12 protein-coding genes and 1 pseudogene are annotated in these 11,864 nt (G+C 43.2%); 4 read left to right on the forward strand and 9 right to left on the reverse strand.

Annotation, left to right across the window (positions count from 1 at the left end; all coding sequences use genetic code 11):
• Nucleotides 1-71 precede the first annotated feature (71 nt).
• Nucleotides 72-1,440: pseudogene (locus tag MHH52_RS20850) on the forward strand (IS1182 family transposase).
• 166 nt (nucleotides 1,441-1,606) lie between these two features.
• Here MHH52_RS20850 and efp read toward each other — a convergent pair.
• The 3 genes from efp to MHH52_RS20865 all read right to left on the reverse strand — a co-directional run bounded on the left by efp (nucleotide 1,607) and on the right by MHH52_RS20865 (nucleotide 3,848).
• Nucleotides 1,607-2,164 (reverse strand): elongation factor P, encoded by a 558-nt coding sequence (gene efp, locus MHH52_RS20855; protein ID WP_339319696.1) that lies wholly within the window; start codon nucleotides 2,162-2,164, stop codon nucleotides 1,607-1,609.
• Between the two features lie 47 nt (nucleotides 2,165-2,211).
• A complete protein-coding gene (locus tag MHH52_RS20860; protein ID WP_340004272.1) occupies nucleotides 2,212-3,282 on the reverse strand; it encodes a Xaa-Pro peptidase family protein in 1,071 nt (356 codons plus the stop codon).
• A 74-nt stretch (nucleotides 3,283-3,356) separates the two neighbouring features.
• A complete protein-coding gene (locus MHH52_RS20865; RefSeq protein WP_340004273.1) occupies nucleotides 3,357-3,848 on the reverse strand; it encodes a YqhR family membrane protein in 492 nt (163 codons plus the stop codon).
• Nucleotides 3,849-4,004: 156 nt separating this feature from the next.
• On the opposite strand from MHH52_RS20865, the gene MHH52_RS20870 reads away from it, so the two are divergent.
• Complete coding sequence (locus MHH52_RS20870) at nucleotides 4,005-5,003, forward strand: DUF1385 domain-containing protein (RefSeq protein WP_340004274.1); 999 nt, start codon at nucleotides 4,005-4,007, stop codon at nucleotides 5,001-5,003.
• Between the two features lie 7 nt (nucleotides 5,004-5,010).
• Nucleotides 5,011-5,352 (forward strand): hypothetical protein, encoded by a 342-nt coding sequence (locus MHH52_RS20875; RefSeq protein WP_313638794.1) that lies wholly within the window; start codon nucleotides 5,011-5,013, stop codon nucleotides 5,350-5,352.
• A gap of 105 nt (nucleotides 5,353-5,457) precedes the next feature.
• Here the strand turns inward: MHH52_RS20875 and MHH52_RS20880 are convergent, their stop codons facing one another.
• From MHH52_RS20880 to mntR, 3 genes are all read right to left on the reverse strand, one after another.
• A complete protein-coding gene (locus MHH52_RS20880; protein ID WP_340004275.1) occupies nucleotides 5,458-6,387 on the reverse strand; it encodes a patatin-like phospholipase family protein in 930 nt (309 codons plus the stop codon).
• A 91-nt stretch (nucleotides 6,388-6,478) separates the two neighbouring features.
• The gene (locus tag MHH52_RS20885) at nucleotides 6,479-8,101 is read right to left on the reverse strand and encodes a family 10 glycosylhydrolase (RefSeq protein WP_340004276.1); all 1,623 of its coding nucleotides are present in this window, start codon (nucleotides 8,099-8,101) and stop codon (nucleotides 6,479-6,481) included.
• A gap of 303 nt (nucleotides 8,102-8,404) precedes the next feature.
• Nucleotides 8,405-8,830, reverse strand: coding sequence for a transcriptional regulator MntR (gene mntR / locus MHH52_RS20890; RefSeq protein WP_313638797.1), 426 nt, complete (start codon nucleotides 8,828-8,830; stop codon nucleotides 8,405-8,407).
• Nucleotides 8,831-8,949: 119 nt separating this feature from the next.
• On the opposite strand from mntR, the gene MHH52_RS20895 reads away from it, so the two are divergent.
• Complete coding sequence (locus MHH52_RS20895; RefSeq protein ID WP_313638839.1) at nucleotides 8,950-9,078, forward strand: hypothetical protein; 129 nt, start codon at nucleotides 8,950-8,952, stop codon at nucleotides 9,076-9,078.
• Nucleotides 9,079-9,144: 66 nt separating this feature from the next.
• Here MHH52_RS20895 and MHH52_RS20900 read toward each other — a convergent pair whose 3' ends face one another.
• The 3 genes from MHH52_RS20900 to MHH52_RS20910 all read right to left on the reverse strand — a co-directional run bounded on the left by MHH52_RS20900 (nucleotide 9,145) and on the right by MHH52_RS20910 (nucleotide 11,852).
• Entirely contained in the window at nucleotides 9,145-9,858 is a 714-nt protein-coding gene (locus tag MHH52_RS20900; RefSeq protein WP_313638798.1) for a cytochrome c biogenesis protein CcdA, read from the reverse strand.
• 89 nt (nucleotides 9,859-9,947) lie between these two features.
• Nucleotides 9,948-10,751 (reverse strand): metal ABC transporter permease, encoded by an 804-nt coding sequence (locus MHH52_RS20905; protein ID WP_313638799.1) that lies wholly within the window; start codon nucleotides 10,749-10,751, stop codon nucleotides 9,948-9,950.
• A gap of 351 nt (nucleotides 10,752-11,102) precedes the next feature.
• Nucleotides 11,103-11,852, reverse strand: coding sequence for a metal ABC transporter ATP-binding protein (locus MHH52_RS20910; RefSeq protein ID WP_340004277.1), 750 nt, complete (start codon nucleotides 11,850-11,852; stop codon nucleotides 11,103-11,105).
• Between the last annotated feature and the right edge of the window lie 12 nt (nucleotides 11,853-11,864).

The raw sequence follows: 11,864 nt of genomic DNA on the forward strand, positions 1-11,864 counted from the left end.
CTCGATCTTTTCGAGGATGGGTGTCCTGTTTTGCTGTATAATGATTGTATTAATTTCAGGTGGTGACTCGGATGATTTCAAACCAACAATCCCTTAACCTCAGTCCATTTATGGCGATTTACGATATCGTCGTACCTAAAGATAATATGCTACGACAAATAAATGACCTCGTAGATTTTTCTTTTGTTCATGAAGAATTACAGTATGTTCAAGTATTTATTACTAAAATCGATTTTCGATTTATCCGATGTGGATATCGTAGAACGTTCTAAATATGACATGTCGCTCAAATACTTCTTAGATATGGCGCCTGAAGACGAGGTCATCAATCCTAGTTCACTCACGAAGTTTCGTAAACTTCGGTTGAAAGATGTGAACCTGCTCGACATGCTGATTCAAAAAACGGTGGAAATTGCATTGGAAAAAGAAATCATTAAGAGCCGCGCAATTATTGTGGATGCTACCCACACGAAATCACGATTCAATCAGCAATCACCCAAAGAAATATTGATGGAGAAGTCTAAGCTGTTGCGCAAGGCCGTTTATCAAATCAATGAAAACATGAAAGATAAATTCCCGCCAAAAACAACGACAAACGAATTAGTGGATGAACTGGACTATTGCCAAAAAGTAATTGACGCCGTGGAAAAAGAAGAAAGTATCCGCGAATATCCAAAGGTAAAGGAAAAGTTGAACTACTTAAAGGAAATCGTAGAAGATCACGTGGAGCACCTTCAATTTTCTAATGATCCAGATGCACGTGTGGGTCACAAAACAGCCGACTCTTCTTTTTTTGGCTATAAAACACATATTGCAATGAATGAAGAACGTATTATTACAGCTGCCGTAGTTACAACAGGTGAAAAAAGTGATGGGAAACAACTCCAAATACTAATCGAAAAAAGTCGCAAAACGGGCATGGATATCGATACAGTCATTGGCGACACAGCCTATTCTGAGAAAGAAAATATTCAGTATGCCAAACAAAATGAATTGCAACTCATATCCAAATTACATCCGCAGATTACTCAGGGTACTCGTAAAAAAGAAGATGAATTTGAGTTTAATAAAGATGCAGGGATGTACGTTTGTAAAGCAGGGCATATGGCAATTCGTAGGGCACGTACGGGGACAAAGAATGTAGGAAAAAATCAAAAGGATACTTATTATTTTGATATCGATAAGTGTAAGCAATGCCCCTACAAAGAAGGATGTTATAAAGAGGGCGCACAATCAAAAACCTATTCAGTGAGCATCAAATCCACGGAGCATAGTGAGCAGGCAAGAGAACGTTATAAAATTGAAGCAAAGAATAGTGAACTAAAACACAGACATGGGTATGATGTGGCATCTTCCTCAGGTCTCGTCGGCATGCACATGCAAGGAGCAATGGCTATATTTGCAGTAAATCTCAAAAGAATATTGACGCTATTAAAGTAAAGAGCATGAGGAATACATAAAATAAAGGCGAATTCTCACTCAGAATGGAGGGGAATTCGCCTTTAGCTGTTTAAGCTCATTTTACAGATTCTTAAAACACACGTTTTTCAGTGGCCTCTAAAAACGGGGAGGCTGTTTTGTTAAAGTAAGGTTATTGTTATGCTGCCTACGCGCGGGAGATATATTTACCTTCACGAGTATCAATGAGCAATACGTCTTCTTCGTTGATGAACAATGGAACCTGAACACTATGACCGGTTTCAAGCTTGGCCGATTTCGTAGCACCTTGAGCCGTGTTTCCTTTAACGCCGGGCTCAGTTTCAACAACCTTCAACTCTACGCTTGTAGGAAGATTGATTCCGAGAATCTCACCTTTGTAGCTAACAATGTTAACAGTCATGTTTTCTTTAAGGAAATTCAATTCCCATTCCAGTTGCTTTTCAGACAATTCGAATTGGTCATAAGTTTCGTTATCCATGAATACATGGTCCGATCCACTTGCATACAGATATTGTACACCGCGGTTCTCGATAATGGCACGGCCAATCGTTTCACCTGCACGGAATGTACGCTCTACTGTATTACCGTTACGCAAGTTCTTAAGCTTGGAACGAACAAATGCTGCGCCTTTACCTGGCTTAACGTGTTGAAAATCAATAACGGTAAAAATATCTCCTTCTACCTCTACGGTCAAACCTGTTTTAAAATCATTTACTGAAATCACTAAAAATCCCTCCAAAATTCATAATTAATCTAATACATCCCGCTTACTTACAGTACTGTATATTCTTTGGACGAATGGGTCAGCAGCGATATTCCGCTCTCCGTGATCACAATGTCGTCTTCAATACGTACTCCGCCAATTCCCGGCAAATAGATACCAGGCTCCACAGTTACGACCATCCCCGGCTGCATAATATCGTCACTAAGTTTGGACAAACGCGGCCACTCATGAACTTCCATTCCAAGTCCATGACCTGTGCTGTGTCCAAATTGTTCACCATATCCGTAGCTAGCAATGATATCACGTGCCAAGGCATCACATTCCCGTCCGGTCATACCCGGTTTGATATGTGCTAACGTATGTAGCTGAGCTTCCAGCACAATATCATAGATCTCTTTCAGCTTCGGATCCGGTGCTCCGAGTGCAATGGTTCTTGTCACATCTGAGCAATAGCCATCAAGTAATGCACCGAAATCAAGGGTAATGAATTCATTTCCTTGAATTACACGGCTGCTTGCTACACCGTGTGGCATGGATGAACGTTCGCCTGAAGCAACAATCGTATCAAACGATGAAGAAGTTGCACCATGGGTACGCATATAAAATTCCATTTCCAGATCAACATCACGCTCAGTCATGCCCGGTTTGATCACGTTCAGAATATGACTGAATGTAGCATCGGCCAGATCTGCTGCACGTTGCATAACGGCAAGCTCTTCTTCATCCTTGAACATACGGAGGTCTTCCACGGCTTTGGAAATTGGAATTAACACTGCCGGCTTAAGTGCTTCTGCATATGAGGTGTACGCGCTGAATGAAACATCATCCTGTTCGAAACCGATACGTACCTCTCCACCAGAAGGCAGAAGCTCGCGTACTGTATCAATGAACTTAGTTGCGTGTTCTACAACTTTAACCCCCACTGCTTGGTCCGCAGCCTGTGTCATATACCTGAAGTCAGTCAGCAGATAACAATCATCACTTGTCACCAATACATAACCGGACGATCCGGTAAATCCACTTAAATAGCGGCGGTTATAACCGCTGGTTATCAACATTGCATCCAATCCTTGATCCTGCAAAACCTTACGTAGCTTGGAGACACGCTTGTTACCCATTTTCATTCTCCTCTCGAAATAGCCACATTGTATTTTAACATAGGGTTATCCCCTTGAGAAGTTTTTTCGAGCCGTTAGGCAAGCGCTGTACTTTGCTCACGCTTTCGTTCGTCGGTATACTCGAGCGCCGCTGTGTACCCAATGAACATTCCCCAGAGTAAAAAAATGCAGAACTCACTAATGACCGTGTTCCACGGTAGCTTGAACGGAGGCTGCATAAGAAACATCTGAGAGCCAGGAATAAATATAACCGACCACCATAAGACGCCATAGACCAGCCCTGGCCAGGGTCCCTTCAGCTTGCGCAGAAGAAGTACATACAGCAAAGATGCGATCACTGAAAATACGATAAACATCATATATCCCACGAAATGTCCGAGCGCTGTTGTCAAAAACTCATGTTTGAAAAAAGGCTCTGCGATAAAGCCAGGGCTGACTTTGGTAAAACTGAACCAATAGACTAGCCAATGAAGCCCTCCCCAAATCAATCCTGCAAAAAAACCTAATTCGAGTGCAAAAAGCCACATATTTGTATGCCCCGATTGTTGTTGATGAGATTTGCTCATAAAATTGCCTCGCTTTCTTTATTTTCAATGCCGAATTATCTCTCGCTCTCTCTAGAAGATAGTATGTACAGCAAAAGGCGATCCAACTAGTAATGTCTTCAAAAATTAGTTACAATGTATTATATAAATCATATTAAATACGAGAAGGTGAATTGGTTGTCCCAGGAAACTCCCAGTTACGGCGGCCAAGCCGTCATTGAAGGTGTCATGTTCGGCGGCAAGCATATCAATGTAACAGCCGTACGACGAAAGAATCAGGAAATCACATTTTTGGAGGTACCAAAAAGAGATAAGAGCTGGGTCACGAAACTGCGCAAGATTCCGCTGCTTCGCGGCCTTGTCAGTATTATAGATGCCAGCGCTAAAGGCTCTAAGCACTTGAATTATTCGGCCGAATCCTACGCTGAAGATGAATTGGAACCAGAAGATCTGGAGAAGGAAAAATCAAAGCCGAAGAAAAAGGATGAAGGCTGGAGCCTTGGAATGATTTTTGGTGTTGCTGTTATGGGTATTCTATCCTTTTTATTCGGAAAGCTCATTTTTACGCTTGTTCCGGTTTTTGTAGAGGATTTTTTATTTAAAAATGTATTTGATAACTACGTACTGCACAACCTCATAGAAGGCGGCATCAAGATGATTCTCTTGCTGGTCTATTTATGGGCGATTTCTCAAACACCTGTGATCAAGCGACTGTTCCAGTATCACGGTGCCGAACACAAAGTCATTAGCGCCTTTGAAGCAGGCGAAGAACTGACTGTTCAGAACGTTCAGAAATACAGCCGTCTGCATTACCGCTGCGGAAGCAGCTTTATGATGCTAACGATTATCCTCGGCGTGATCATTTACTCCGTAGTGCCATGGGATGATCTTTGGGAACGTGTCATCCAACGGATTATCTTGTTGCCAGTCGTAATTGGCGTATCGTTTGAAGTTCTGAAGGGAACCAATGCTGTAAGAGATGTTCCAGGCCTTAAATATCTGGGTTACCCAGGATTGTGGCTGCAACTCCTTACGACCAAAGAGCCAAAAGACGATCAGGTAGAAGTATCTATTGCCTCTTTTAACCGTATGCGTGAGCTTGATGCTGCGATTGAAGCAAGAGGATATACGGAGGCAAGTGTGTCAAGCGGCATATTGGATCCTGCGAAAGGATGAGTGATCTATGATCAGGCATGCTTTAATTTTTTGGATTGCGGTTACGCTTGCGATTTTCGGTTTTGTGATTGGAGTCTTGACTGCACCCTTCTATACGCTGTCGAAGCTGATTCTCCCCTTAGTACTGTTCGCGATCATTTATTATGCTTACAAAAAAATGGGGCCAGGAAAATATGCTCACAGTAGCAGTGGATCTAAGGTTAAAGTGAAGCCTTCCCAGAAGACCATGTCAAAGGTAGCAGGAATTCGCAAGACTCAAGCTGCTCCAGGCAAACGCAAAAGCTATCCTTTCCAAGTGATCGAAGGAAGTAAAGGGAAAAATGACGATCAGCTTCCGAAGTATCACTAACTAAACAAGAAGAAACGACGTTGTCGTCATCGCCAAAAAAGCATCTCCACGTTATAAGTAACGTGTGGGATGCTTTTTTTCTCATGTTTTTTTGAATTGTGCTCGTTATCTTGGCCGCCACTCCTTAAAGAAATCTTCCCCTGCCTTTATTCCGGCTGCATACAATTCATCGCTTTGCGCTTTCGTAATTTCAAACTGAGTCGTACCAATACCTAGGGTAGGAATTTTTACCGTGCGAACAAATTTATCCCCTTCAATATATCGCTCATCATGAGCAGAGAGCATCGTGGTTACCATAGCCTGCAGCATACTGAACGGTCCTCTAATTCTGTGTGGCTGCGGATTGGTCTTACCTACCGTTTGATAACCTACCGTAGGAATTCTGCTCCCTGGTTGTTTACTCCCCTCACCTTTCCCGTCAAATATCCACAAAGGGAAATTACTCAAGAGCCCACCGTCCACAACATACACAAACTGCTCTGTAAAAGATTTCCCTCTAGCGGCTTGCCCATTTAGTCTTAGCATGACTGGATCAAAAAAATAAGGAATGCTGCAGCTCATTCGCACAGCCTTGGCTACTTCAAAATGCTCTGGAGAGATCCCATACTGAGCCAAGCCATCTGGCAAGACCAATATCCTTCCATTTGTGATATCGGATGCGATGATAGATAGTTTGCCGGAAGGCAGATCACGGAAGGTGACGATTCCTTTTTTCAGCAATAGTGTTCTTACCCAGGACTCCAAGGCTTCTCCAGAATATAATCCCTTCTTCAACATCACACGCAGCGCGGGACCTACAATGGCAGTGCTATAGATGGGGGCCCGCTTCAGAAACGATGAAAAGGACGTGTCTTGAATCATCCGGCTCATCTCCTCCCCTTCATAACCCGCAGCTAGTAAGGTGGCTACAATCGAACCTGAGGAGGTGCCTGCTACCCTTTTAAACGTCCAGCCCGCTCTTTCAGTAGCTTCAACTGCTCCCGCGAGGGAAATTCCCTTTACGCCTCCCCCTTCAAATACTGCGTTAATCTCCATACACACAAATCCCCCGTTTCCCATAGATTCTATTGCTTATCTATGAGCACGGGGGAACATTCATGACTCCTTATGAATAACAGCTATCTTATTAGGACTTAAAATAAAATGTCAATAAACTCGACAACCCAAACGGATTGCGGACTACGACGTCATTCGCTCTGAACATAATACTACCTGCAACCTCTTTGTACTTCTCATTATATTTGAGCTGATTAATAATCTGATCTCCACTTTGCCATTCTGCCTTTTGATCACTTGCTCCGACCTTATACCCAGCTAGCCCAATGTAGAGCTTAACATTCGTATTCTTAACTTCATTTACCCACCAATCCACTAACTTGTCATAGCGGGCTGTGCTAAAGGACAAACTCCAATAAATTTGTGGAGCGACATAATCAACCCAGCCCTGCTTAATCCATGTCCGAACATCCGCATACATGCTGTCATAAGCAGAAACTCCTGCACTAGTGTCCGAACCCGTACTATCATTTTTAACATTGCGCCATACTCCAAAAGGACTGATTCCATAAGAAGCCTTCGGTTTCACCATATGAATCTGTTCTCCCAACTGACGGACAAATTCATTAATATTATCTCGACGCCAATCGGCTTTAGAAAGGTTTTTCGTATTGTAGGTCGTATAAGCAGCATCATCGGCAAAAGAAACATTTGAAGGATAAAAGTAATCATCCAAATGGACGCCATCTATATCGTAACCTTTAACAACTTCCATCACCGTGTCGATGATATGTTGGCGAGCCTCCGGAATACCTGGATTAATGTATTTCTTACCATCGGCATTCACAATCCATTCTGGATGTGCTTTTGCCACATGGTTACTAGCTAAAGCTGATGTGGAAGCATCTGTTGTTGCGCGGAATGGGTTGAACCAAGCATGAAACTGCATGCCGCGTGAATGAGCAGCACTAACCATATAGCTTAGTGGATCATATCCCGGATTCTTCCCCTGTGTACCCGTCAATACCTTAGACCAAGGAACTAAAGTAGATGGATATAGGCTGTCTGCTGAAGGTCTAACCTGAACAAATACAGCATTAAAACCAACTGCCTTTAGCTTGTCTAACAGATTATCAAACTCCTGCTTTTGTTTCGCTTCATTACCCGCCGAAGACACTGAAGGCCAGTCCAGATTAAACACTGTGGAGATCCAGGCTCCCTTCATTTCCTTACTAGTCGATCCACCAGGGATAGTAGGTATCGTTGGCAAGGTTGGCGTCGTTGGTGTTTCCGGATCGACAGATTGTGGCGGCTCAGTGTTTGATAATAAGGAAATATGCTTGTTGACCTGATCCCATAACACCTGCAATCCCAATTGTTCACTTACAAAACGAATCGGCACCATTACCCGCCCCTGTTTGATCTGGACTGAAGTGTCCAGTGCTACGGAAGCATCGTTTACTAACGCATTTTTCTGGCCACTAGTCAGCTTAAGGACCGTATCTCCTTGAGTGATCGTAACCGTCTTACTACTTTGATTCCACACTACACCGGCATTTAATCCTTTACTGATCACACTAATTGGCACCATCGTTACATTGGAGGCTGTGATATACGGGGGCACATCACTAGCCAGCGCCTCTCCATCCAGTTCAATGGTAATTTGCACCGCTGCCGCACGTGCACCAGGAGACCATAAAGGCAGAAACAACATAAGTACTAACAATCCCAACATCCATTTACGATAATTCATAATTCCTCCCCAAATCTAAAAAATATGTATCCAAAAAAAGAAAAAACGGATAAATCCTCCATGCAGATGAGAGAATGCCTCCTTCTAAAAAGGCGGTATCTGTCTCTGCAAGAAATATAAGAAGTATCGAAAAAAACTCATACTCTCTTATATTTTAAAAAGGACTGTATCCGTTTTGACGCTAAAAACTGGGAAAGGTTGCACTAAACAAAATAGAAACGGCTATACTATCCACTGATTATGCTCACGAAAGCCTTGCTGCGCATAACTTTTAGGGCAGTATCCGTTTCGGGAAAAAACATTTTAAGAATCGCTTGCCAGTTCATTGTGAATCGCATATAAAGTCTGTATACGTTCTTCGTCGCGGCGGAAATATTCTACCAACGTTTCAATCCGCGTAATCGAATCCCAACTTAAGTGATGTTCGATTCCTTCAACATCATTATAAATATATTCCTGCTGTACTCCGATCAATCCGAGGAATTCCTCCAATAGTTGATGACGATCAACAAGACGTTTCCCTACTTTTTTCCCTTTGTTGGTTAGGACAAGCCCACGATATTTCTCATAGATGAGATATTCGTCCTTATCCAGTTTTTGGATCATCTTGGTCACAGATGAGGGGTGTACTTCCAGTCCCTCGGCAATATCCGAGACCCGCGCATAACCTTTCTCATCTATAAGCTTGTATATGCGCTCCAAATAATCCTCCATGCTGGGTGTTGGCATTAAACTTTACCTCTTTTCTATAATGAGCATGGCGCCGGGCCAAACCTTGCTCTAACAATGATACATGTTACTAACGCACCTTGGCAAGTCCTTCAAAGGAACTTGCAGAAGAGTTGCACATGTTTGCCATGCTTATATTGGGCTGGGGGCAGAACAAGTATGTCCATCCAGATGAACAGCAAACCGCCCTGCGAGAGTTTATCACAGAGCGGAATTTCGAGCATTTTCCTGAAATAGGAATTGATTAATTCACCTAACGTTTATGCGAGAAATATAATGATATTATAGTTGCGCAGCATATAAATTCTTATATTTCAAAAAATGAGCCAATCAGGTGTTATTCCCTGCAGCCACACTGTGATCCGAAACATTTGATCCGTAAAGAGCAGCACCCCCATGAATACCATGAGAACGCCACCAATCTTCATCAGCACATTTGAATACTTAAGGATACGTTTGGCTCCACCAAGGAAGAATGCTAAGACAAAGAAGGGCAATGCGAATCCGATGCTATAGGCCGTAATCAATGTGAACCACGTGCCAGGCTCACTTGCGGAAAGTGCAATAATCGCGGTTAGAATCGGACCTATGCATGGAGACCACCCAGCAGAAAAACCGATCCCAAATATAAACGATCCCACATAACCCGCCGGCTTCCATTTTAAATCAAGCTTGCGTTCACGAAGTAAAAACTGCGGCTGAAAGATCCCAAGCAGAAATAATCCCATCACAATAATCAGAATCGCCGATAATTGCCGAATCAGATCACGCTGCCCATTAAAGAATTGTCCGAATAGTCCTGCACCAAACCCCAGTGTGTAAAAAACCGCTGAAAATCCTAAAATAAATGCCAATGTATGGGTTATCGTGCGTATACGGACCTCTTTGGTATTGCTGCCTGATTTCAATTGTTGAACGGATAATCCGGTAATATACGATAAATAAGAGGGATAGAGCGGTAAACAGCAAGGTGATATAAACGATGCTACCCCTGCTGCTAAGGCTATTCCTGCATTGATATTAGACAAAGTAGCGGCTCTCCTTCCAGCATTCGAGTCACTTCATGGAACCTTGTAGCTTTACTCCTACCTAATGTACCGTATTTTTTATTCGCTGTTTATGCTGGCAAACCCTTTTTGCCGATCAAGGTCAACACTAAAAACGATATGAGTAAAAGCACAATGGTAGCACCAGGGGCCAGATTCCAAACTCCTGCTACTACTAGTCCGCCTACAACAGCAATTTCCGAAATAATGACCGATAGGATGACCGAGGATTTAAAGCTTCGAGACAGCAATAAGCTAATTGCCACCGGAATGGTTAGTAGAGCAGATACTAGCAAGGATCCGACAATTTTGATCGCTGTGCTAATTACAAGCGCCGTCAGAATGGTAATCAGCATGTTAAGCAGCTTCACAGGCAGTCCGCTGACACTCGCAGCATCCTCTTCAAAGCTAAGCAAAAAGAACTCCTTAAAGAACATCGTAACTACTACTACAACAGCTATCGTTACTATCCCTACTACGATTAAATCGATATTATCTAGTGTATAAATGCTACCGAACAAATAACTCATAACGTCTGCATTATAACCTTTTCCTAAGGTGAAAAAGAGTGAGGCTAAGGCCACCCCGCCCGACATAATTATGGCAATCGAGAGCTCTGCATAACTCTTATAAGCCTTGCGAAGCTTCTCAATCGCGAAGGAAGCCACCACTGCAAATATAAGACCTGCTCCCAGCGGATAGACACCTATTAAAAAACCAAGTGCTACACCGGCTATTGTAACATGAGCCAGCGTATCCCCAATCATGGATAAACGTCTGAGCACAAGAAAAACGCCTATAAGCGGCGCTGTAATGCCAATCAATAGACCGCCTGCCAGCGCCCGCTGAAAAAAATCGCTAAATAGAATTTCCAACTTTAACTCTCCTCCGTAGAACAATTGAAACATTTTTAAAAGCTTTTATTAAAACCTTTTTTCGATCCCTCCCAAACCCTCCCTTCCAAGGGAGGGCCCCAAGGGCTCTGCCCTCTGGACACCCGCTAAGATCAACTAGCGTAGGAGGACGGGTTACTGAACCTAGATAGGTCGGGGAAAGATCGCTTTCGCCCCTTACGGGGCACGCTTACAGCGTCGCGGTATTTAGATACGGAAAGGTCAAATACCGCTTTAAGCTGATCTCAACTGCTTGCAATTCCCACTCTCCAGCTCTATGTATGCCCGCCAATAATAGAGAGACCTCTTCTACTATCAGAGTTTAACTAAGACCTAAGAAAGCGTATGCTGCAGGTTCTCTTCCGTACAATTCTGCAAATCATGAGAGTGACGGGAGAAAAAGTTAATCTTGCCGTTCGTTTGCACAGGTTCATTACCTAAGTAATTCTTAATCATGTCGATATCATGCGACACCATTAGGAATGTCATATGATGATGGGCATGCATATGTGTAATTAAATCAAAGAATCCTGCTTGTGATTCAGCATCAATACCGACTGTAGGCTCATCCAAAATCAGCAAGTCCGGATGGTTGATCAAAGCACGCGCCAGAAATACACGCTGCTGCTGACCGCCTGACAGCTGGCCTACTCTTTTCTCCGCAATATCTTGTATTCGCATCACTTCCAGTGCATCTTCGCACTGACGATGCTGAGCCTTAGATACTCTTCGAATAAGATTCTTGTTGTTGTACAAACCAGATAACACTACTTCACGCACCGTTGCTGGAAACAGCGGGTTGAAGGCGTTCTTTTGCGGAACATAACCTATCCGTTCCCAGTCTTTAAACTTGCGGACAGTCGTTCCGAATAATTTAATTTCACCACTGCTAGCCGGAAGCAAACCGACAATCATCTTCATCAGTGTTGTTTTACCAGCGCCATTAGAACCAATGATACCGAGGAAGTCTCGCTCTCTTACACTATAGTTAAGATTCGAAATAACCTTCTGTTCGCCATATGAAAAAGAAAGATCCTGTATATCGATGATATGCTGATGGCAGTCCAAGGATACCGATTGCATGCTTAAGCACCG

The sequence above is a fragment of the Paenibacillus sp. FSL K6-0276 genome (assembly GCF_037977235.1).
In the GTDB taxonomy this organism is placed as follows: Bacteria; Bacillota; Bacilli; order Paenibacillales; family Paenibacillaceae; genus Paenibacillus_AQ.